Raw genomic sequence first — 21456 nt, 5'->3', positions numbered from 1 at the left:
CATCCACAACCACAAGAGAATTTTATGGAAACCGTCATCCTCTGCGGAGGCCTGGGTACCCGTCTCCGCGAAGAAACCGAATTTAGGCCCAAGCCCATGGTCAACATAGGATCCCGCCCGATCCTCTGGCACATCATGAAGATATTCGCCCACCACGGGCACACCGACTTTGTCCTGCCGCTAGGCTATAAGGGCGAGATGATTCGTGATTTTTTCGTGAACTACGAATGGATGAACAACGACATTACCCTGGAACTGGGCAAACCCGATGCCTTATGCCTGCACGAATGCCATGATGAGACCGGGTGGCGAATCACCCTAGCCGACACCGGACAGGCTACCTTCAAGGGAGGCCGAATCAAACGCATTGAGAAATACATCGAAGGCGATACCTTCCTGCTGACCTACGGCGACGGCGTGGCCGATGTTGATATCAACAGGCTGGTCGAGTTCCACCATACCCACGGCAAGATCGCTACTATCACCGGTGTAAACCCGGCGCAGCGCTTCGGCGAGATGAAGATCGACGGCACCACCGTTGTCTCTTTCCGGGAAAAGCCTAAGGAGGCCGGGAACAATCTGATCAATGGCGGCTACATGGTCCTGAACCGCAAGATTTTCGACTACCTGACCCCGGACGAGGATTGTGACTTTGAGTATGGCCCGCTGGAGCGTCTCGCAATAGATGGAGAGCTCCACGTGTTCCAACACAATGGCTTCTGGGCATGCATGGACACCCTGCGCGACACTGAGGCACTCAACCAGATCTGGAATACGGGCGAGGCGGCCTGGAAGGTCTGGTAGAAACACGATGTTTGGGAACACCTTCCACGGCAAACGCGTCTTCCTGACGGGCCACACCGGTTTCAAGGGGAGCTGGCTGACCCTCTGGCTGAATCTGCTCGGGGCAGAGGTAAAAGGCTTCTCCTTGGAACCGCCGTCCACGCCCTCCATGTTCGAACTTCTAGACATGGACCGAGATTTCCGGGGGATCAAGGGGGACATCCGCGACCTCAAAGAGCTGAAAGCGGCCATGCATGACGCCCGTCCAGAACTGGTTGTGCACATGGCGGCCCAGCCGCTGGTTCGCCGCTCCTACCGCGAGCCGGTGGAGACCTTCACCACCAACGTTCTCGGCACTGTCAACGTACTTGAGGCGGTCCGCTCCACCCCCACCGTGCGCGGGGTGATCAACGTGACCAGCGACAAGTGCTACGAAAACCGGGAGCAGGGACACGCCTTCCGGGAGACCGATCCCATGGGTGGCAACGACCCATACTCGGCCAGCAAGGGGTGCGCCGAGCTGGCGGCCCACTCCTGGAATGCATCCTTTTTCGAGGCCAAGGACGTCATCCTGGCCTCAGTCCGGGCGGGCAACGTCATCGGCGGTGGGGACTTCGGCGAGGACCGGCTCCTGCCGGACATGGTCCGGGCTTTCTCCCTCGGGGAACCGGTATCCATCCGCTCCCCCAAGGCAATCCGTCCCTGGCAGCACGTCCTCGAGCCACTTTCCGGATACCTGACCCTGGCCCGGGCGATCCTGAACGGCGACCGGAAGGCCACGGGCGGATGGAATTTCGGTCCGTCAGGGTCCGACACCCTGACTGTAGGCGAAATCGCCGACCGCTTCGCCGGGCTGTGGCCCGGGACGGCTCGGATTCAGGCGGACGCGGACGACCACCCGCACGAGGCCCAGGTTCTGCACCTGGACTGTGCCAAGGTCCGCGAGCGTTTTGACTGGCTTCCCAGGACCGACGTAACCACCGCGCTGAAATGGACCTCTGAATGGTATGCGGCCTGGAGCACCGACCCCACAGTCCTCATGGACCTGACGCGGGCCCAGATCCGCCAATACGAAGGGATACGATGACCATCACCCCTTTACCCATGGACGGCCTGTATCTGGTCACCACCCAACCCATCGAGGATGAACGCGGCTCCTTCGCCCGCGTCTTCTGCTCACAGGAATTTAAGACCATCGGCTTGACCAAGCCGCTCGCACAGATCAACCTCTCCCAAACTGTTGCCCCCGGAAGCATCCGGGGCATGCATTTCCAACACCCACCCCACGCCGAAACCAAGATCGTCCGCTGTTTGCGGGGGAGCGTCTTCGATATTGCCGTAGATCTGCGCCAAGGGTCGCCGACCTTTCTGCAATGGCACGGGCAGAAGCTGACCTCAGAGAATCGGCAAGCCCTATTCATCCCCGAAGGGTTTGCCCACGGGTTCCAGGTCCTCGAGCCGGACTCGGAGTTGCTCTATCTGCATACCGCTCCCTACAGCCCGGACGCCGAGGGCGGGGTCCGCTTCGACGACCCGGCCCTGAGCATCGAGTGGCCGCTGCCCCCTTCCGACCTCTCTGAGCGGGACAGGAACCACCCCCTCATAGACCCCACATTCAAAGGGATACGAATATGAACTGTCGCCACTGCAACACCCCGCTCGAACACCTTTTCATCGACCTCGGCGAGCATCCGCCTTCCAACTCATTCGTGACCGCAAACCGGCTTAGCGAACCCGAGCCCAAGTATCCCCTGAAGGTCTACACCTGCTCCAACTGCTTCTTGGTCCAGGTGGACGAGTACAAGCAATCCACGGAAATATTCAACGAGGAATACGTCTACTATTCCTCTTACAGTTCCTCCTGGCTTGAACACGCCCAGCGCTACGCGGACATGGCAGCGCACCGCTTCAACCTGGACGAAAACTCACTTGTGACAGAGATCGCCTCCAACGATGGCTACCTGCTTCAATTCATGCGTGAAAAAAAAATTCCCTGCTATGGGGTGGAGCCGTCCACGGCCACGGCGGACGTCGCGGCCACAAAAGGTATTGAGTCCGTGCGCGACTTTTTCGGCAGCAAGCTGGCCGAACAGCTCAGACATGAACGCGGTCCGGTGGACCTACTCATCGGCAACAACGTCCTGGCGCACGTGCCGGACATCAACGATTTCGTTCAGGGCATTGGGATAATCCTCAGAGAAGGCGGCACGGCTACCCTTGAATTTCCGCACCTTATGCGACTCGTGGCCGAACGCCAGTTCGACACTATCTACCACGAACACTTCTCTTACCTCTCACTGAACACGGTCGGGCGCATCCTCTCCAGAGCCGGGCTACGCATCTTCGACGTGGAAGAGTTGCCCACTCACGGAGGGTCCCTTCGCGTCTTCATCTGCCACGAAGACGACGCGCGGGAGACCGGCGGGACGGTAACGGAAATCCTCGGGCGTGAATCCGCCGCAGGCATGAATACCCTTCCCTACTACGACACCTTCCAGGCGGGGGCTGACGCCATCCGGGACGATCTTCTCGAGTTCCTGAGAGAGAAAAAGCGCGAGGGCAAGTCCGTCGCCGCCTACGGGGCCGCAGCCAAGGGCAACACCCTGCTTAATTATTGCGGCGTAACTACCGACTTAATCGATTTCTGCGTGGACGCCTCGCCGCATAAACAGGGGCTGTTCATGCCCCAGAGCCATATCCCGATCTTAGCCCCAGAAACACTCAAAGACCGCAGACCGGACTACGTCCTAATCCTACCATGGAATATAAAAAATGAAATTTTACGCCAGCACGGGTATATAGCTGACTGGGGCGGCTCCTTCTTTACAGCAATCCCAGAATTACACACGATCTAATACAAACCTTACTTCGGCTCACAGCGATAGCTGGTCGAGGAAATTAATCTCACTTTGATTTACCAAAGGAATCAACGTCATCTTGTTGATAAAGATACATGTTCTTCATCACGTAAGTCATAGCAATTTCATCAGCTTGATCGTCACACCAGTTCTTGAGAGGAAAAGCGCGTCTAATCGTGTAAAATAATTTATGGAACTTAATCTGTATGGCCATCAGCGGTTGCCGAATGGCGGAAACTTGCCAGATTTTCCTTTCAAAGTGTGCACCTCCAAGCTGGCCCTAAGAGGGGGAACTTTACACCTATCCGCCCCAAAAAACAGGGCAGCATATATAAACATACAATTCCACAACAAAGCCAATGTCATTACCCTATGCGAGGACTAACGTGGAGACCGCCTAACAATAGACTCACAAAAAGGGCTTGCCTCTTACGAGACAAGCCCTTGATATTACTGGCGGAGAGGGAGGGATTCGAACCCCCGGACGAGTTGCCCCGTCTCTGGTTTTCAAGACCAGCGCATTAAACCGAGCTCTGCCACCTCTCCGTTGGGTGCGACAAAGAAAAAATGCCGACTTTCGGGAAAACGGTTGTAGGAACCACGGCAGGGAAAGTCAAGACACAAAACAATTTCGGTCAATTCTGCGTCGGGGCAAGGGTGTTTGACACCGATTCTCATTTCCAGTATGAGATGAACTGATTGAAATTAAAACAAAACGATGGGATATCCTATGAAAGCCCCTCAAATTGTCTTTGCCGAATATCTGGCCGATGAGAACCTCAAAATGACTCCGCAGAGACGGATCATTCTAGACACTCTGCTGCGCCAAAACGAACATCTTTCTTCCGAAGAACTCTATGCCCGAGTAAAGAAGCGAGACGCGTCCATCGGCCAGGCAACGGTCTACCGGACCCTTAAACTGCTCAACGACTCCGGGCTGATCGAAGCACTTGATTTCGCGGATGGCGTGACACGCTACGAGCTGAGCTACGGCAAGGATCACCACGACCACCTTATCTGTGAACGATGCGGCAAAAACATCGAAATCATGGACCCGGTCATCGAACGTCGTCAGGAAGAGCTTGCCCGCGAACACGGCTTCAGGCTGCTGAAACACAAGATGTACCTTTACGGCGTCTGCGCAGACTGCCGCAAATAGCCCTGTCCCAACAGACCGGGCTACTCTTCTATCTGTGATAGGAATTCAGCCAAAGGCTTGATTTCGCCGTGTACGGTGTTCCACGCATATCGAGAGCCAATCTTTTCGCCTTCTGAATTGAACTGGATACCCAGACCAACGGAACCGCCTTTGCCGGAGAAGCGACTTCGAATTGTCCCCAATGCTGTGAAAAAATTATATTTTCTTGTTTTTGGATTCCATATGCTGACACGCAAGACCAACTGATTCCCCTGTTGTAACGGAGGAAGTGTACCCTTGGGATTGATGACGAACATGCGCATCCCCCCCGCAGAGATGTTTTCCACCTCCAAACGAGTTTTGTCCCCATAGCGTGCCGGATTGTTCACAGTCTGCAAATCCGGCCTGATCATCCAAAACGTGTTGGCCTTGCGTCCACTCCACGCCTTGACCCTGACCGCCCCCTCGCGAGCCACCCGCTGTCGGGAGTGACGCCGCCTGATGATGAACTTGTATCGAATCGGCGTCATCATCGACAACTCCTTGAGTACAATACCCTTTTTTCTCACATGGCTGACCATGGTGACAAAGGCGTTCATTCGTTTTCCGGCATAGGCGAACGGCTTGGTGAAACAGATCACCTGCGCATTCTTGAGCTTCAGGATGGTGGGACAGGCGTTGAGCAGTTGCATTTTCATCCTGCCGCCAGTCACGCTCGTCACTCTGGCATCACAAATCTTACGCCCTACCCTCCCGTTTGCGTAATGGCACACCTCAAGGACGACACCTCGTGAGACCAGATAATTTTCCACGATTTTCTGGCTTCGGGAAGTCAAAAAACGAGCTATCATACGAGCTGCGTTGAACCAGATAAGGGTACGATAATGCCAGAGAACGCCCACCACAAGCACGGGAATCGCCACAGACAAAGCCTGGGTGATAAGCCCCATGACATCAAGGTGCCCGGTACCTCCGAAAGTGCGCTGAACCTCGCGCAAATAATTTGATCGGACCAGGTAATCGAACATCATCCCACCGGTTGCAGTTCAAGATATTGACATAAGGAATATGTATGTCCAACCGATTGCAATTTCAATACCTTCCGCCAATCAAGAGCGGAGTTGCAATGCCACCGCCCAGCAACAGGAGAGCCGCACTTATTGTATGGCTGGGGCTAACAACACAGCATATCTAGATATTTCGAAATCAGAGCATAGAAATCCCCGGTCTCGTCGAATTGGACGCCATGGGATAAGCCGCCGCCGGATTTCGTAACGATCCGAACGTGGCAGTCCAGCTCAAGCTCCCCAGTCCGTAGAGGTTCAGAAGAAGTTTGGCGTCTTCCTCGGCATTGATATGCTCGTCCCCCTTGAGACTGGACTGATTGCAACCGCCCGCACTTATGTCATTGATCAAACAATAATAATGGGCATTGTCGTTGTACATTCGTGCCGGATCATTGCACATGAACCGTTTTGCGGAGCGAAATTCAAAAAAACTCCACCTCACCCGGATGCTTGAGGTACATGACCGGAGCCGGTTCGTAATGGAGTTGAAGCCCTCTGAGTAGAAACCGTACACCGTCCCTTCCCTGACCAATTTAACGATGACCGTGGAACCGGGGACATAACGCGCCCTGTGCCCTATGACCAAAGGGGATTTCCAGAATCAGGTACTTGTATTCGGACAGCCCGACAATGCGTCCACTGAGTTTCTTCCGCTCAAAGACCTTGCTGACGTGCACGTTGGCACCGAAATAGATACGATGATCCGCCCAATGGTCCATGGTAACCCTGAACTCACTGGCGCTGCCCGATCCCGGCCTTTTTGACATAGCCCCTCCACCCTCTGCTTCATGAGCCGGATGCCCGAAGACAACCCCGAGTCTTCGACCAAGTAACCCTTAACAAAATCGGGCACATTTCACCATAGGGAAAACCCGCTTTTGAATGGGAACACATATCACTCAATCTGTTGCAGCACCCCGGCCATGTCCCGCTATGATCACTGTGGGCTTCAGATATATTTATTGTCTGACAAGAACCGCATGACCTCTTCAGCGGCTTCGCTTGGGGTAAGCTCCGACGTGTCAATGCGCAGTTCCGGCTTTTCGGGTTCGACATACGGATCATCCACACCGGTCAGGCCTTTGATTATCCCCGCTCTGGCCTTGGCATAAATGCCCTTTCGGTCACGCTGCTCGCAGACATTGAGCGGAGTGCTCACATGAATCTCTATGAACCCGCCGTACTGCTCCACATTCTCCCGGACCAGACGACGCGATTCCGCATACGGGGCGATCGGCGCACATACGGCCACACCCCCATTCTTGACGATCTCACTGGCCACGAAGCCGATGCGGGTGACGTTCAGGTTTCTGTGCTCCCGGCTGAAATCAAGCTCGCTGGAAAGGTTCGTACGCACGATATCTCCATCGAGCAGGGTCACAGGCCGTTCATTGAGTTCCAACAGCTTCACATACAGGATCTTCGCCAGGGTCGATTTGCCCGCGCCGGAGAGACCAGTAAAGAAGAGCGTGAACCCCTGTTTGGAACGCGGCTTGAATTTTCTGCCCAGTTCCTTGAGCACCCCCGGATAGGACATCCAGTCCGGGACAGTCTCCCCTTGCATGAGCAGCCGGACAATGGTGTCGTGATCGTTGGCGCACAGTCCGCCGGTTTCCGAAGAAACATAGCGTCCGCTCTCCGCATCAAGGGCCATGCAACGCTCCTTGACAGGAGTGATGCCCGTGGCTTCCTGCTGCGCGGCGAGCCAATTGATATGGGACTGATAATCTTCGGAAAGTACGTTGAGCCTTGGCTCGGCCTTGCCGGAGTCCCACACAAGCATGTGGGTACAGCCGTAATTCTTGTTCACGATGGCCCGCAGCAAGGCACCCTTGGGGCCCATCTTCCGCTCGAACCACGGCATGAGATTCAGCTTGGCCATGTTCCTCGGAAAGGTATCGGCAAACTGTTGGAGACAGCGGACAATGCTGAAATGGTCCACGCTGGAATAGGTGGAGGGTGATATCAGCGGCGACAGAAGGAGACTGGCTCCCACTTCCAGGGCGATCTCCTCAAGCATGGCCCTATCCGCCTTATGCAGGGGCCGCCCGGCCTGGACGCCGATGATGTTACGCCATCCCTTATCCGCGCAGAAGCGGTGCATTTCGGCAGGCGTCAGCCTGATATCCGTGAAGTCGTACCGCTGGGGAAAGGCAAGCCCTTCCACCCTGCCGCCGACATACCAGACTTTTTTCAGCCCGCAATTGCATGCGCTCACCCGACCGGGCGGGACGGTGTCCCCCCATATGGCTACGGCTTCCTTTTCCAGGTCGGGCTTCCAGATGTCGCTGACGTTAAGAACGGCCAGCATGAAGCCCTCGGCATCCCGCACTGCAAGGCACTCGCCCTCGGTCAGGCTCTGGGCGAACTCTTCATTCACGCCGAGACAGATGGGCAACGGCCACAAGGAGCCGTCCCCAAGCCGCATGTCCGAGAGCACGCTTTCGTAATCCTTGCGGCCCATGTAGCCTTCAAGGGGGTAATACGCCCTGTTGAGAAGCATCTCCAGATCGCTGAGCTGCGGAGGAGAAAGAGATACGGATTTGAATTCGGCGGCACGGGCCTTGAGTTGCTCGGCCCTCCGAAAATGAACAAGCAGGCTTTCCGCATTATAGGCCGGGAGTGAATCGGAATATTGCATCATATTGATATTAATATTTTTTTGTTAAAGGACACCACTGTCTCAGATTCCCATGCAACCAGACCGCACACGAAAACTGGGGGGAGCATATATCACTCACCATTCATTGTTAATGAAAGAATTTCAGCGAAATGACAGCAACAAGGCAACATGCTGTTTTATGGAATATTATTCAACTGATGATTTGCCGTGGCTCAGCCGACAACGCCTCAAGAAATGCATCCGAAAAACCGGAGCATTGCTGGCAGCCTTGATGCCCTGCCCCGCCTCAGGATGCAATCGTCACAGCACCGACACAGACAAATCCCTGCAACAATGCCAATGAACCAAGTATGAATGAGTCAGTATCCTATGCCGACAACTACGACAGGCGTTTCCTGTTGAACAGAAATCACCGTTCACCCCTATGGCAGCAGATTGCTTTGGCCCTGGAAAAAGAAATACGTCAGGGACAGTTCGCACCCGGGGACCAACTGCCATCCGAGGGCACTTTGGCGAAATGGTACAGAGTGAACCGCCACACCGTCCGGCGCGCCCTGTCCGAACTCCAGAGCAGAATGTTGATAAAATCGGAGCGGGGGCGCGGCTCCTTTGTCAACGAAAGCGTTGTCGAATATCACGTATCACGGCGCACCCGATTCAGCGAAATACTGAACCGTCAGAACTGTGCCCCTGACGGGATACTCATGCGCCACAAAGTGATGGAACCTGCCAAATCCGTTTCCGAAGCACTCCAGATACCCGTAACCTCTCCGGTGGCCATGCTCGACATAATGCGCAAGGCCGATGGCCGCCCCCTGTCGTTGACCACGCATTACTTTCCCCTGCCACGATTTGCAGGGATACATGACACGTTCAAGAAAACCCGGTCGATAACGGCTTGTTTCGTCGCCCACGGGGTCGAGGACTACTTTCGGGACGAGACGCGAATCGTCACCCGTCCGCCGACCACGGAGGAAGCCAGACAACTCGGCCTCCCCCGGAACCGCCCGATTCTGGAAACGAGATCCATCAATGTGGACGAACTCGGGCTTCCCGTCGACTTCGGCATCACGCGCTATGTCGGCGACAAGATCCAGTTGGTCATCAAGACATTTTGAGCAGACTAAATAATCATCTTCCGCAGCCGGGAGGAGAACTGCTCCACCACCAGCACCAGCCCGAATATCAGCAGGATTATGGTGGACGCCTCCGAATACATGAACATGTCCATGGACACCTTGAGTTCTATCCCGATGCCGCCCGCGCCGACGAGTCCGAGCACTACGGACGAACGTGTGGCCTTTTCCAGGCTGAACAGGGCGGTATTCACGAATGAAGGCAGGGCGGCCGGAATGACGGCGCAGAAAACCGTCCCGATCCTGCTGGCCCCAAGGGCTTCCAGGGCCTCCTGCGGCCCCTTGTCCACCTCTTCCATCTCCTCGGCAAAGAAGCGGCCGCAAAATCCGATGGTGTCGATCATGATGGCCAGCGTCCCTGCAAACGGCCCCAGCCCCACCATGATGACGAAGAACAACGCCCATATGAGATCGGGCACGGTCCGAAACAACGCGATGACGTTCCGCGACACATAATACAACACCTTGTTCGGGGTCTGGCTCTTGCTTGCCAGGATGCCGAGCACCAGGCTGAAGAGCACGCCGAACACCGTCCCCACCAGCGCCATCTGCAATGTCTCCAACAAGGACAGGGCAACGGCGTCGATCCGCCGCAGGGACGGTGGAAACATCTCGCTGACAAGGTCGACGATGTAAGGAAAACCATCCACGAATCCGGTCAGAGAAAAGTCCGTGTTCCGCATGGATACGACGAAAAAGGCAACGGCAACGGCGTAGAAGACAAAGGCCAATGCGCTTGGCCGGGGGAACCGGATCGGCAGCAACACAGGATCAGCGGCCTGACCGTCAAAGACAAACTCATTTCCCACTCGCTCAGCCATATATCCTCCGCAAGGCATCGGCACTTAAATCACTTGACCGAGAGTCCAGTTCCACCTTGCCCGCCCTCAGGCCCACCACCCGGTCGGAATACTCCAGGGCATGCCGCACGGAATGGGACGTGTACACCAAGGTCAGCCCCCTGCTGCGGATCAAATCCACAAAGAGCCTCATGACCTCTTCCCCGGCGTTGGGGTCGAGGCTGGCCACGGGTTCGTCCGCAAACATGATCCTCGGCCGCTGCATGAGGGCCCGTGCTATGGCCACCCGCTGCGACTGGCCGCCGGAGAGTCGGTCCACGCGCTGTTCCGCGACATGGGACAACCCCACAAGCTGAAGACAGCGCATGGCCTCCTGGCGTTCCCCTGCGGTCGCCAGCATGTGCCACCAGACCCGGGGGCCGCGTTTCCTGCTTTGCGCCCCATGCAGGACATTGGTCAACGCCGACAGACGCGGGACAAGGTTGTGCTTTTGGAAGACGAAACCGACCTCGCTTCTCAGTTTGCGCAAATGAGAGCGGTTCAAGGCCATGACTTCGGCGCCACCCATTTGGACCGAACCTTCCGTAGGCTCGATGAGTCGGAGCAGACAACGCAACAAGGTGGACTTGCCCGCCCCGTTGGACCCGACAAGGGCCACTGCCTCTCCTTTTTTCACAGTCAGGTCCACGCCGTTCAGGACAGCGTTGCGCCCGAACGACTTGGAAAGGCCGCGTACATCAATCTCGCAAGACTCGATGGAGCGGCCCGCCGAGGCATGTTCCCCGGCGGGCATATTGAATTTGAACATCAGTCGCCCACGAATTCCGAATACTGCGGATACCCGATGGTGGCATACATGGCGCGGACATAGTTGTAGTCCGAGTCCTTGACCTCGGGCAAAAAGACCATGCCCTTGTACTTCTGGTTGTCTTCACCCGTCAGGATGGCAGCGATCATTTCATCGCCATGGTCACGGAATGCGGCACGCACCTTTTCGATTACGTCCTTGTCCACGTGAGGGCCCACAAGCAGCACGTCATTGGGAAGATCAGGGCCGCGGGCGATGACCTTGAAGGCGCCGGGAGACAACTGCTTGTCCTTGGCGCGCATCTTCATGAACTTGTCGTTGGTCGTTCCCAGAGCCTTGACGTCACCGCGCTTGAGGGACTCGAAACCGACCTTGTAGTCCACATGCACGGTCTTGATGTCCTTGAGCGGATTCAAACCGTTGTCCTGCAATATCTGCATGGGAGCAAGGTGCTTCGAAGTGGAGCCGACATCGCCCATGGCCACTTTTTCACCAATGAGATCCTTCACCGAATTGATGCCGCCCGCAGAGAGAACAATGATGGAACCGAAATAGTCGGGCCTGGAAAAACCGACCACAGGGGTGGCCTGCACCCGCTTCTTGAACACCACGTACTCGGCTGGTCCGGTGAGCACGAAATCCACGCGCTTGGACTTGAGGGCCTCGACGGCCGCCGTGCGGTTGTTGACCGGCGAAAACTCGAATTCATACCCCGTCAGGCTGCCCAGCTTGTCCCGGAAGATACCGAACTCGCGCTGAAGTTCTTCCATGCCTTCCAGGTCGGTTACAGCCAAACGGACCTTCTGGGCGGCCATGGCCCCCGTGCCCATGACCATCGTCATGAGCATCACCATAATCACCATTGCAAACGTGCGTTTCATTTCATCTCTCCAGTATTACCGGTTTTGTTAACAGAAAGCCGTCACTCATTCCGACCGCAGAGTATTGAATTTCGGTTACGCGCGAATGACGTTTGAACGAACATAAGACGAACTTGCCCTAGACAACTCCTGCACATGTCTACTGCTTTACTTTTTAGGCTCGCGTAAACGAACATGCCGCACAAAGGTAATGTTTTTGATAATGAAATCGGATTCATACACACTTCCTGAAACGACACGGCCTTGTCACAGGACAACCATGCATTCTTCATGAACTCCTTCCCGACACAAGAGAGAATCAAATGACTATGAATATTCGAAATGGGCATGTGCTGCTGCCAAGCGGCGAGATACGGGGTGTGGATCTGAGACTGGCCGAGGGGCTCATTCAGGAGATCGGCACGACAGGCACGGGCGGCAAGACCATCGACGCCAAGGGCAAGCTGGTCTTGCCGGGCATCGTCGACCTGCATGGGGACGGGTTCGAGCGCCACATCATGCCGCGAGCCGGGGTCTCCTTCAAGCGCTCGCTGGGCCTGCTCGACACAGACAGGACCATGACGGCGAACGGGATCACCACGGCCTTCCATGGCCTGACCTGCTCATGGGAACCCGGACTGCGAAGCCGTGACGCCGCTCAGGCGTTCATGAAAGACTTCGCCTCACTCCGGGACAGGTTGGGATGCGACACCCGCCTGCACCTGCGGTTCGAAACCTACAACCTCCCGGCAATGGAGGAGGTTCATACATGGATGCGCCAGGGGCTGGTGGACATGCTCGCCTTCAACGACCACATCGATGCCATGTTCACCAACCTGGACCGGTACTCCAAGATGTCGGGCTATCTCGATCGGACCGGCTTGAACCGTGAAGAATTCATTGAACTGATCACCGAGATAAAGGGGCGTGCCGGGGCTGTGCCGAAGGCCATCTCCAGGTTGGCGGGCACCGCCCGCGAACAGGGCATCCCCATGGCATCCCACGACGACCCCGACCAGGAAACACGGGCCTGGTACAACTCGATGGGCTGCGCCATCTCCGAATTCCCACTCGACGAGAACACTGCCCGCGCAGCACGAGACATGGGCAACGCCGTCATCCTGGGCGCACCCAATGCCCTGCGGGGCAAAAGCCACATAAACAGGCTCATGGCCCGCGACGCCATTCAAATGGGCCTGTGCGACGCCCTGACCTCGGATTACTATTACCCTTCACTGCTTCAGGCTGCCTTCACCCTGGCGGCAGAAAACGTCTGCACTTTCCCTGAAGCATGGAACCTGGTCTCCGCCGGACCGGCCAAGGCCGTCGGCCTGCAAGATCGGGCCGCCATAGAACCGGGCAAACGGGCCGACCTGATCATCGTGGACCACAGCGACCCGGACCTGCCCTTCACGGTCCTGACCCTCAGACAAGGCGCCCCCGTCTTCAGCTCCAACGGCCTAGCAGGCTAACAGGGACGCATGCACAGAATCCAGTCTTTCTGCGCACTGCCAAGCCGATGTACCTTCGATCAATCCGACAAAGAAAAGGCCCTTGCACTTCACTGCAGGGGCCTTTTCATCAATGACGGAACCGCCAGGATTCTCAACCTTTCTTGACTACCGATGTCTTGAGCATCATTGAACCGAATCCGGGGATTTTGCAGGAAATGTCATGAACGCCGTCCTCTGGTTCTACCAACCTGATGTTCTTGACCTTTGTCCCCTTCTTGATATCAGAGGAAGCCCCTTTGACCTGTAAATTCTGAATGACTATGACCGTGTCCCCATCAACCAGGACATTGCCGTTGGCGTCTTTATACACTCTTCCTGCAGCGTCTTCAGCTTGAAACTCAAAACTGCAATCCGGGCAAACAAGGATACTGCCATCAAAATACACATACTCACAATTGCACTTCGGACAATTTGGTAAATTTTCCATGATCTCTCAACTATTTATTTTTGTTGTACTTTACTAAAAAAGTGTAATTCCATTCACAGACGCGCTCATCAAATCACATAACAGGCCGGTAATCCACCTATTATTGGGATGTCCATTTTTTCAAGAAGTTGAACCGACAAAACACTCATGGCCGCTAATTAGACAGACCACTCAATGACAACCTTGACGATGTACTAGAGTCAATTTCAGTTGGGCATGATGACAAAAATGAACGCAAGGATGCGAAACAGGGATGTACACTAATCAAGATAGCAACAGAAAAGGCTTACGATGTACATCGTAAGCCCTTGAAATCTGGCGGAGAAGGAGAGATTTGAACTCTCGTATGGGGTTTACGCCCATAACACGCTTAGCAGGCGTGCGCCTTCAGCCAACTCGGCCACTTCTCCTGGGCTCGTCACGAAAAGGGATACTCTTCGCATCGAGGAAAAACCGTCTACACTTTTAGGACACCGATTGTCAATAAAGATAGCCCTTATTTGCCTTTTTTCCCGGAGCCGCCCTTGCCACCCCTGTCACTCCTGGTGCCCTTGTCGCTCCTTACGCCCTTGCTCTTGCCTTTACCGGCTTTCGCGTCCTTTTCGTCCTTCTCCTCTCGATGCCGACGGCTCTTGAGGGCCTTGTACTTGTCCTCATGACGACGAGTCTTGGCGCCGCCGATGCGTTCACGACCGGGACCGCGCTTGCCCATAGCCGAGATGCCCCGGTTCTTTTCCCACTCTTTCTTGTCGTGGCTGGAACGAAAGACGATATTCACGGGCGCGGACTTGATGCCGAGCAGTTTGCGAAACTGATTCTCCAGATAGCGGACGTAGGAGTCCTTGACAATGGTGTGGTCGTTGCAGAAAAACACGAACGTCGGAATGGGTTCGTCCGCCTGGGTGACGTAATAAAATTTGGGCCGTCTGCGCTTGACCACCGGGGGCTGAACCTTCTCGACCACCTTGGCCAGGGCACGGTTCAACTCGCCGGTACCAACCCTGATCTCGCACTCGCGGCGCAGGGTTTCGGCCATGGGCAAAAGCTTGCCGATGCCCACGCCCTTGTGCGCGCTGGTCATGACGATGGGCACATGCGGGATGATTCTCAGTTCTTCCCTGAATGCTTCCAAGGCCTGGTTGGTCTCGTTGCGGGGGACAAGATCCGCCTTGTTCACCACCACGATGAACGGGGTCTTCTCCTTGGCCAGAAATTCGATAAGCCGCTTGTCCTGTCGGCCCACGCCCAGGGTGATGTCGATAATCAGGACGGTCACATCGGAACGCTTGGAATTCCTGAGCGCACGGATAACGCTGATTTTCTCAAGATGCTCCTGAATATTGGCCCGCTTGCGCACGCCTGCCGTGTCCACGAAGGTATACCGCTTGCCCTGCTTCTCGAAAGTGACGTCAATGGAATCACGGGTGGTCCCGGCCACATCGGACACAATGAGCCGATCCTTGCCGATAAGCGCGTTGATAATGGAGGACTTGCCCGCATTGGGCCGTCCCAGCATGGTTATCCGCAGCCCCTTTTCAATGCCGTCGTCTTCTTCCTCAGGGAAGTCCAGATCAATAACCAATCTGCGCACCTGAGCGCGCACGTCATTCAGGTTGTAACCGTGGGACGCTGACACAGGCAGGAACTCTATGCCCAGGGAATGGAACTCCGCCGTCATCTGGGGCGCGAACTCGCTGCCGTCCACCTTGTTCACCAGCATGAAGACGGTCTTGCCGGACCGGCGCACGTACTCGGCAGCCTGTTCGTCCAGCGGGGTCAACCCCTCTTTGCCGTCCACAACGAAGAGGATAATGTTGGCCTCTTCTATGGCCTCTTGGGCCTGGTCGAATATCTCGTCTTCAAAATCCTTGGAAAGTTCGGGCGTGGCTTCGGATTCCAGGACCATGCCGCCGGTATCGACGAGGTCAAACCGAACGTCGCCCATGACGCACTCGCCGTAGATACGATCGCGCGTCACCCCCGGAAGGTCGTGAGTGATGGACCGCGACTTTCTTAACAATCGGTTGAATAGAGTGGACTTACCCACATTGGGGCGTCCCACAAGGGCAACGACAGGCAGCATGTTTGGCTCCGATAATGTAAGTGACACGGGATAATGATAATCCCGCACTTCCGTGAAGAGGGAAGCGCGGGATTAGCTTATCTTTATTTAATTGTCGAGTCCAATGTTCTCCACAATCCTTTTCGGCGTGATTATTCTGCCACCATTTCCTCTATGACAGAATTGAGACGACTGGCCATTTCAGCAATTTCCCTGATGGCCTGCGTGGCCTCAACCATGACCTGCGAAGTCTCCTGTGAGATGGCGTTCACTTCGTCCGTGGCACGATTGATCTCTTCACTGGTGGCCGACTGCTGCTCGGAAGCAGCGGCAATGGCCCGCACCTGATCAAAGGCATTCTCCACGTTTCCAACAATTTCCCGAAGCGCATTGCCGGAATCCTGGGCAAGACCGGTACTGCGGGAAACGGAAGTGACAGCGACTTCAGTGGCCCGGATATTATCCTTGGTCATGGACTGAATCCTGCCGATGGCTTCGCCCACTTCACTGGTTGCGGCCATGGTCTTTTCAGCCAGCTTTCGGACTTCGTCTGCGACCACGGCAAACCCGCGTCCGGCTTCACCGGCGCGGGCCGCTTCAATGGCGGCATTCAGAGCCAGCAGGTTGGTCTGATCTGCGATGTCGGTGATGACCTCGAGAACCTTGCCGATGTCGGCAGCCCGATGCCCAAGGTCTTCCATGGAGGTCTTGAGGTTGTCGGCCTGGACCTGAACATCACTGACGGCCTCAACCACCTGCCCGACAATATCCTCGCCAATCTGAGCATTCTGCCTGGCCGTGTCCGCATCCTCGGCAGCCTGGCTGGCGTTGCGTGCAACCTCCAGCACCGTGGCGTTCATCTCCTCCATGGCTGCGGCGGTCTCAGTGGCGCGGTCACGCTGCTGTTCCGCCCCATGGGATGCCTGTTCAATCTGCGCGGACAATTCCTCTGCGGCAGAAGAAAGGCTCTGAGAAATATCCTCCGCCATGCTGGCAGTCTGGGAGATACGCCTGTTCTGCTCCTCGATCTTTTGCTGCTGGGACCGAATCTCGGTCATATCGAACCAGATGGACAGGGAGCCGAGCAGCTTGCCGTCCATGTCGTAAAATGGCGTGACCGTCCGGCTAATGACAAGTTCAGCTCCACTGGGGGTCACATAGGTAATCTCGTCGCTCAGGGACTGCTTTTCGCTGATAGCCCTGTGCGTGAAGGTTTCCCTGTTGGGATCACGATAGAAGAACTCTCCGGCGGACATGCCCACACACTCTTGCATCGTCTTTGTTTGCCCCGTCAAATCAAGCATATACTGATTAACCCAGAGCATGTTGGAATCCGGACCGGTCAACCCGCAAGGCAGGGTTACCCCCTTGAGAACACCGTCCGAAAAACCGAGCTTGGCTTTCAACTCGCTGACCATGACCTTGATCTGTTCAGCCAGGCCCTGGAATTCAAACTGGTATTTTCCCTCAAGACCGGCATTGAGGTTCCCCTCGGCCACTTCCGAGGCAAAGTTCAAGATATTTCTGACCGGCGTTGTCACGGTTCTGCGGATGATGAAAATCATGACCCCGATGAGCAGAAGACACACCAGGGCCCCGCCGATTGCCAGTTCATTTCTCTGTAAAGTTGCAGCGGCAGCCATGTCTTCCTCATAGGCGCTCATGACCATGATCCACCCCGTACTGGGCAGGGAGTCGAAAACCATATACTTCTCGCGCCCTTCCCATTCATACAGGGTATTCCCTTTCTTTTCATTCAGGACCGTCTGGACAAAATCGTGGGCACTCAAATCCTTGAGGTAAAGATCCTTGTTGACTGCATGGGCAATGACCCTCCCCTTGCGATCGAGCATGAATCCGTAACCAGCCCCGGCCACACGGAACGGATCGATGAATCTGGACGTAAAAGCCTCCCATTTCGGGAAGAGGCCGACACCGCCGATGATTTCACCGGTGTGATCACGAACCACGCTGGCCGCAGCGAATATGAGAATACCGCCACCACTCTTTGATATGAGGATATCATCCGAGAGAAAATTGTCTGCCTTGCCGGACAGGACGGCCTTGACATAGGCTCGGTCGCTGCGGTCGGCCCCGGCCATGTTCGCACCTTTGGCATTGTACCCCGCGACCACCTTGCCATTCTTGTCAAAGGCAAAGGCAGCCCAGTAGTCGTCGGAGGTCGCGAGCAAATCCTTGAACAACCAATCCGCAGGCAGGGCGTCCCGCCCGTCGAGCGCATCGACAATGGCCTGCTGGGAGGCAAGCATGCGGGTCATGCCGCCGGTTTGAGTGATATAGCTTTCCAAGGCGGCCATGGATTGTTCCACCATGTTTTCCATGGAAATCTGGGCTTCCTCGAACACTGTATTGCGAGTGTTGTTGCTGACCCACGCGACGCCAGCTGCGATGGTCACGGCCAGGATCAATGATATTAACAGGGTGATGGCAGTATTGACGCTTTTCATCTTCATAATGAACAACCTATTCTCCTCATTGAATATTTATATGACCACAACTAAGCATTCATATGTTCACAGGTCTTCTTCTGTCAACTTTAAGCAACAGGACCAACAAATACGTTACAAACAAAGGCGGCACCGTAACACGGTGCCGCCTTCATCAACTCAATCTGTTTGGCCTATTTTTCGAACAATTTTTTAATGGCTTCGGTATAGGGCGGATACAAAACACCCTTCTCTGTAATGATACCCGTGATCAATTCATTGGGAGTCGGGTCAAAGGCGAGATTATACACCTCCACTCCCTCCGGCGGGATACGGTGATCCCCGATGTGGGTCACCTCCCTGGGGTCACGGTCCTCAATGGGGACATCGTCGCCCGTGGGGGTCTCGATATCGATCGTATAGACCGGGGCGGCCACGTAGAAAGGAATATTGAAACGGTCGGCCAGCACAGCCACCCCGAATGTCCCGATCTTGTTCACGGCATCGCCGTTGGCAGTGACTCTATCGGCTCCGACCACAACCTTGTCCACCAGCCCGCGCTTCATGAGCAGGGCACAGGCGTTGTCGCAAGCCACCTTGACCGGGATGCCATCCTTGTGCAGCTCATACGCGGTCAACCGCGCACCCTGCAAAAACGGGCGTGTCTCATTGGCAATGACCGATACCTTCTTGCCCTGATCAATGGCGCCGCGGACCACGCCCAGCGCCGTGCCGTATCCGGCCGTAGCCAGGGCTCCGGCATTGCAGTGGGTCATGATGGTGTCGCCGTCGTCCATCAATTCTCCGCCGAACTTGCCGATGAGTTCGCACATCTCGATATCGCCCTTATGGATTTCCCTGGCCCGCTCAAGCCAGATGCCGAGCAGCTTTTCCAAGGAAACATCGCCGGCCTCCTTCCAGATGGAGCGCATCTCGCGCACGGCCCAGCGCAGGTTGACCGCTGTTGGCCTGGCGTCGTGAATCTGGTCGAGCTTGGCGTCCAGGTTGACCTTCCAGTCGCCGTCCATGCCCTGGACCTCGCGTCCGGCCAGATAACAGCCATAGGCCGCGGTCACGCCGATGGCGGGCGCACCGCGCACCACCATGACCACCAGGGCGAAACAGATGTCGTCCGTGGTCCTGCACTCGAACCAGTCCTCACGGTTGGGCAGATAACGCTGGTCCAACAGGATCAGGGCGTCCTTTTCAGGCGAATACTGAATATGATCGGTCATTTTTTTTGCCTCCGGCGGCCAGAGGGGAAACTTTTGGAAAAGTTTCCCCTCCGGACTCCCCTTCAAAACTTTTTGTCGCGGCACTGGATGGATAAGGGTCACCCCCAAATCCGTATGCGCCGATTGGGCCAATACCAAAAATCCTTCAATAACGAAAAAGACGCCACGCGCACCATGCCGCCAACCGTCAGGACGTTCCCCAAATCATCCCCGACGCCGTGTCGCAAGAAACCGAAGGACTCTCCTCTCCCGGTTCACATTACGATAGCTTTTCCTGGATCAGCTTAGTGACCACGCCGGGATTGGCCTGCCCTTTGGAGAGGCGCATGACCTGCCCCATGAAGAAGCTCATGAGCTTGGTCTTGCCGCCTTTAAAGGCCTCAACCTCGGAGGGATTCTCCTTGATGACCTGGTCCACCATGGCTTCCAACTCGCCGGAATCGGACACCTGCGCCAATCCCTTGGCCGCGACAAACGCGGCCGGGTCGTCACCGGACACACACAGGTCGCGGAAGATATCCTTGCCGATCTTGACGGAAATGGTGCCGTCGTCCACAAGCCCGAGCAGCAGGGCCAACCTCTCCGGCGAAAGTTTGACATCGCAGGCCTGCGCCGCCGTATCGTTGCAAAACGGCAGCAACTCGCCCACCATCCAGTTGGTCACCTTCTTGGCCTCACCGCCATAGGCCCTGACAGCGGCCTCGTAATAATCGGCCACGGCCAGTTCGCCGGTTATCAAAGCAGCGTCGTAGTCCGCCAACGCATATTCGGCCATGAACCGCTCTCGCTTGGCGCTGGGCAGTTCGGGCAGTTCGGATTTCCACTTCGATACCCAGGCCTCCTCCAGTACCAGGGGCACCAGGTCCGGGTCCGGAAAATACCGGTAATCATGGGCCTCTTCCTTGCCGCGCATGGAATGGGTGGTGCCCTTTTCCACGTTGTAGAGCCGTGTTTCCTGCACCACCTGCTCGCCGTCTTCGACCAGGTCGATCTGGCGTTCCACTTCGTATTCGATGGCCTTCTGGATGTGCTTGAAAGAGTTGAGATTCTTGAGTTCCGCCCGGGTTCCGAACTCCTCCTGCCCATAGGGCCGGACAGAAACGTTGGCGTCACAGCGAAAACTGCCTTCTTCCATGTTGCCGTCGCAGATATCGAGGTACAGCAACACGCTGCGCAACTCCTTGAGATAGGCAACGGCCTCTTCGGCGGAACGCATGTCCGGTTCGGACACGATCTCGATCAACGGTACGCCGGTCCGGTTCAGGTCCACGTAGCTGACGTTGTCAGCGGAGGAGTGGATGCTCTTGCCCGCGTCCTCTTCCATATGGATACGGGTCAGGCCCACGCGCTTGCCCTGTCCGTCCACTTCGATATCCACATAGCCGTGCTCACAGATGGGCAGTTCGAACTGGGATATCTGATACCCCTTGGGCAGATCGGGATAAAAGTAATTCTTGCGCGCAAAAACGGACTTGAGGTTGATTTCACAGTTGGTGGCCAACCCCATTTTGGTGGCGTACTCGGCCACCTTCTCGTTGAGCACGGGCAAAACCCCAGGCATGCCGGAGCAGACCGCACACACGTTCTCATTGGGTTCATTGCCGAACTTGGTGGAACAGGAACAGAAAATCTTGGTCTGCGTCTTGAGCTGGGCGTGAACTTCCAGACCAATGACGGTTTCATACCGGGACATGGGCT

General features: G+C 55.9%; 19 protein-coding genes and 2 tRNA genes. 7 read left to right on the top strand and 14 right to left on the bottom strand.

The annotated features are described in order from the left end of the window. Nucleotides 1-24: 24 nt before the first annotated feature. The 4 genes from rfbF to DWB63_RS01445 are packed head-to-tail and all read left to right on the top strand — an operon-like array spanning nt 25 to nt 3638. On the top strand, nt 25-804 hold the full coding sequence (gene rfbF, locus DWB63_RS01460; RefSeq protein WP_128327020.1) for a glucose-1-phosphate cytidylyltransferase: 780 nt from the start codon (nt 25-27) through the stop codon (nt 802-804). A gap of 7 nt (nt 805-811) precedes the next feature. Continuing rightward, a complete protein-coding gene (gene rfbG / locus DWB63_RS01455; RefSeq protein WP_128327019.1) occupies nt 812-1870 on the top strand; it encodes a CDP-glucose 4,6-dehydratase in 1059 nt (352 codons plus the stop codon). Beyond that, complete coding sequence (gene rfbC / locus DWB63_RS01450; RefSeq protein ID WP_128327018.1) at nt 1867-2418, top strand: dTDP-4-dehydrorhamnose 3,5-epimerase; 552 nt, start codon at nt 1867-1869, stop codon at nt 2416-2418. Before rfbG ends, rfbC begins: the two co-directional genes overlap by 4 nt. Continuing rightward, entirely contained in the window at nt 2415-3638 is a 1224-nt protein-coding gene (locus DWB63_RS01445; protein ID WP_128327017.1) for a class I SAM-dependent methyltransferase, read from the top strand. Before rfbC ends, DWB63_RS01445 begins: the two co-directional genes overlap by 4 nt. A gap of 457 nt (nt 3639-4095) precedes the next feature. Here the strand turns inward: DWB63_RS01445 and DWB63_RS01440 are convergent. Next, nucleotides 4096-4187, bottom strand: a tRNA-Ser gene (locus DWB63_RS01440). A 184-nt stretch (nt 4188-4371) separates the two neighbouring features. Between DWB63_RS01440 and DWB63_RS01435 the strand changes: the two genes are divergently transcribed. Further along, nucleotides 4372-4800, top strand: a complete 429-nt coding sequence (locus tag DWB63_RS01435) for a Fur family transcriptional regulator (protein WP_128327016.1) — start codon at nt 4372-4374, stop codon at nt 4798-4800. A gap of 20 nt (nt 4801-4820) precedes the next feature. Here the strand turns inward: DWB63_RS01435 and DWB63_RS01430 are convergent, their stop codons facing one another. From DWB63_RS01430 to cysC, 4 genes are all read right to left on the bottom strand, one after another. Continuing rightward, entirely contained in the window at nt 4821-5810 is a 990-nt protein-coding gene (locus DWB63_RS01430; protein WP_241648529.1) for a hypothetical protein, read from the bottom strand. 175 nt (nt 5811-5985) lie between these two features. Beyond that, nucleotides 5986-6246 carry a hypothetical protein gene (locus tag DWB63_RS01425; protein ID WP_164879736.1) on the bottom strand — a complete coding sequence of 87 codons (261 nt, stop codon included), beginning with the start codon at nt 6244-6246 and terminating at the stop codon, nt 5986-5988. Nucleotides 6247-6379: 133 nt separating this feature from the next. Next, the gene (locus tag DWB63_RS01420; RefSeq protein WP_128327013.1) at nt 6380-6613 is read right to left on the bottom strand and encodes a hypothetical protein; all 234 of its coding nucleotides are present in this window, start codon (nt 6611-6613) and stop codon (nt 6380-6382) included. Between the two features lie 182 nt (nt 6614-6795). Beyond that, nucleotides 6796-8490 (bottom strand): adenylyl-sulfate kinase, encoded by a 1695-nt coding sequence (cysC, locus tag DWB63_RS01415; protein WP_347231956.1) that lies wholly within the window; start codon nt 8488-8490, stop codon nt 6796-6798. A 329-nt stretch (nt 8491-8819) separates the two neighbouring features. Between cysC and phnF the strand changes: the two genes are divergently transcribed. Then, a complete protein-coding gene (gene phnF / locus DWB63_RS01410; RefSeq protein ID WP_128327012.1) occupies nt 8820-9587 on the top strand; it encodes a phosphonate metabolism transcriptional regulator PhnF in 768 nt (255 codons plus the stop codon). Between the two features lie 5 nt (nt 9588-9592). Here the strand turns inward: phnF and phnE are convergent, their stop codons facing one another. The 3 genes from phnE to DWB63_RS01395 are packed head-to-tail and all read right to left on the bottom strand — an operon-like array spanning nt 9593 to nt 12094. Continuing rightward, a complete protein-coding gene (phnE, locus tag DWB63_RS01405) occupies nt 9593-10426 on the bottom strand; it encodes a phosphonate ABC transporter, permease protein PhnE (protein WP_128327011.1) in 834 nt (277 codons plus the stop codon). Further along, a complete protein-coding gene (locus tag DWB63_RS01400; protein ID WP_128327010.1) occupies nt 10419-11213 on the bottom strand; it encodes a phosphonate ABC transporter ATP-binding protein in 795 nt (264 codons plus the stop codon). Before DWB63_RS01400 ends, phnE begins: the two co-directional genes overlap by 8 nt. Further along, complete coding sequence (locus DWB63_RS01395) at nt 11213-12094, bottom strand: phosphate/phosphite/phosphonate ABC transporter substrate-binding protein (protein ID WP_128327009.1); 882 nt, start codon at nt 12092-12094, stop codon at nt 11213-11215. Before DWB63_RS01395 ends, DWB63_RS01400 begins: the two co-directional genes overlap by 1 nt. Nucleotides 12095-12396: 302 nt before the next feature. Here DWB63_RS01395 and DWB63_RS01390 point away from each other — a divergent pair, with 302 nt between their 5' ends. Further along, nucleotides 12397-13545, top strand: a complete 1149-nt coding sequence (locus DWB63_RS01390; RefSeq protein ID WP_128327008.1) for an alpha-D-ribose 1-methylphosphonate 5-triphosphate diphosphatase — start codon at nt 12397-12399, stop codon at nt 13543-13545. 133 nt (nt 13546-13678) lie between these two features. Here the strand turns inward: DWB63_RS01390 and DWB63_RS01385 are convergent, their stop codons facing one another. The 6 genes from DWB63_RS01385 to gatB all read right to left on the bottom strand — a co-directional run bounded on the left by DWB63_RS01385 (nt 13679) and on the right by gatB (nt 21451). Beyond that, nucleotides 13679-14014, bottom strand: a complete 336-nt coding sequence (locus DWB63_RS01385) for a zinc ribbon domain-containing protein YjdM (protein WP_128327007.1) — start codon at nt 14012-14014, stop codon at nt 13679-13681. A gap of 316 nt (nt 14015-14330) precedes the next feature. Beyond that, nucleotides 14331-14424 (bottom strand) — tRNA-Ser (locus DWB63_RS01380). Between the two features lie 86 nt (nt 14425-14510). Beyond that, the gene (gene der / locus DWB63_RS01375) at nt 14511-16097 is read right to left on the bottom strand and encodes a ribosome biogenesis GTPase Der (protein ID WP_128327006.1); all 1587 of its coding nucleotides are present in this window, start codon (nt 16095-16097) and stop codon (nt 14511-14513) included. A gap of 131 nt (nt 16098-16228) precedes the next feature. Then, a complete protein-coding gene (locus tag DWB63_RS01370) occupies nt 16229-18550 on the bottom strand; it encodes a methyl-accepting chemotaxis protein (RefSeq protein WP_128327005.1) in 2322 nt (773 codons plus the stop codon). Between the two features lie 167 nt (nt 18551-18717). Next, nucleotides 18718-19758 (bottom strand): S-methyl-5-thioribose-1-phosphate isomerase, encoded by a 1041-nt coding sequence (gene mtnA, locus DWB63_RS01365; protein ID WP_128327004.1) that lies wholly within the window; start codon nt 19756-19758, stop codon nt 18718-18720. A gap of 259 nt (nt 19759-20017) precedes the next feature. Continuing rightward, complete coding sequence (gene gatB / locus DWB63_RS01360) at nt 20018-21451, bottom strand: Asp-tRNA(Asn)/Glu-tRNA(Gln) amidotransferase subunit GatB (protein WP_128327003.1); 1434 nt, start codon at nt 21449-21451, stop codon at nt 20018-20020. Between the last annotated feature and the right edge of the window lie 5 nt (nt 21452-21456).

The organism is Pseudodesulfovibrio sp. S3, assembly GCF_004025585.1.
Classification (GTDB): domain Bacteria; phylum Desulfobacterota; class Desulfovibrionia; order Desulfovibrionales; family Desulfovibrionaceae; genus Pseudodesulfovibrio.
Note: the sequence above shows the minus strand (reverse complement) of the source record. Positions and strands in the feature narration are given on the sequence as shown.

What these genes read in the sequence shown, in the direction of transcription:
- DWB63_RS01435 (WP_128327016.1), top strand. Translation starts at nt 4,372, where the DNA reads ATGAAAGCCCCTCAAATTGTCTTTGCCGAATATCTGGCCGATGAGAAC.
- DWB63_RS01395 (WP_128327009.1), bottom strand. Translation starts at nt 12,094, where the DNA reads ATGAAACGCACGTTTGCAATGGTGATTATGGTGATGCTCATGACGATG.
- DWB63_RS01420 (WP_128327013.1), bottom strand. Translation starts at nt 6,613, where the DNA reads ATGTCAAAAAGGCCGGGATCGGGCAGCGCCAGTGAGTTCAGGGTTACC.
- rfbC (WP_128327018.1), top strand. Translation starts at nt 1,867, where the DNA reads ATGACCATCACCCCTTTACCCATGGACGGCCTGTATCTGGTCACCACC.
- rfbF (WP_128327020.1), top strand. Translation starts at nt 25, where the DNA reads ATGGAAACCGTCATCCTCTGCGGAGGCCTGGGTACCCGTCTCCGCGAA.
- DWB63_RS01370 (WP_128327005.1), bottom strand. Translation starts at nt 18,550, where the DNA reads ATGAAGATGAAAAGCGTCAATACTGCCATCACCCTGTTAATATCATTG.
- phnF (WP_128327012.1), top strand. Translation starts at nt 8,820, where the DNA reads ATGAATGAGTCAGTATCCTATGCCGACAACTACGACAGGCGTTTCCTG.
- DWB63_RS01430 (WP_241648529.1), bottom strand. Translation starts at nt 5,810, where the DNA reads ATGATGTTCGATTACCTGGTCCGATCAAATTATTTGCGCGAGGTTCAG.
- DWB63_RS01425 (WP_164879736.1), bottom strand. Translation starts at nt 6,246, where the DNA reads ATGTGCAATGATCCGGCACGAATGTACAACGACAATGCCCATTATTAT.
- DWB63_RS01400 (WP_128327010.1), bottom strand. Translation starts at nt 11,213, where the DNA reads ATGTTCAAATTCAATATGCCCGCCGGGGAACATGCCTCGGCGGGCCGC.
- phnE (WP_128327011.1), bottom strand. Translation starts at nt 10,426, where the DNA reads ATGGCTGAGCGAGTGGGAAATGAGTTTGTCTTTGACGGTCAGGCCGCT.
- rfbG (WP_128327019.1), top strand. Translation starts at nt 812, where the DNA reads ATGTTTGGGAACACCTTCCACGGCAAACGCGTCTTCCTGACGGGCCAC.
- gatB (WP_128327003.1), bottom strand. Translation starts at nt 21,451, where the DNA reads ATGTCCCGGTATGAAACCGTCATTGGTCTGGAAGTTCACGCCCAGCTC.
- mtnA (WP_128327004.1), bottom strand. Translation starts at nt 19,758, where the DNA reads ATGACCGATCATATTCAGTATTCGCCTGAAAAGGACGCCCTGATCCTG.
- DWB63_RS01390 (WP_128327008.1), top strand. Translation starts at nt 12,397, where the DNA reads ATGACTATGAATATTCGAAATGGGCATGTGCTGCTGCCAAGCGGCGAG.
- der (WP_128327006.1), bottom strand. Translation starts at nt 16,097, where the DNA reads ATGCTGCCTGTCGTTGCCCTTGTGGGACGCCCCAATGTGGGTAAGTCC.
- cysC (WP_347231956.1), bottom strand. Translation starts at nt 8,490, where the DNA reads ATGATGCAATATTCCGATTCACTCCCGGCCTATAATGCGGAAAGCCTG.
- DWB63_RS01385 (WP_128327007.1), bottom strand. Translation starts at nt 14,014, where the DNA reads ATGGAAAATTTACCAAATTGTCCGAAGTGCAATTGTGAGTATGTGTAT.
- DWB63_RS01445 (WP_128327017.1), top strand. Translation starts at nt 2,415, where the DNA reads ATGAACTGTCGCCACTGCAACACCCCGCTCGAACACCTTTTCATCGAC.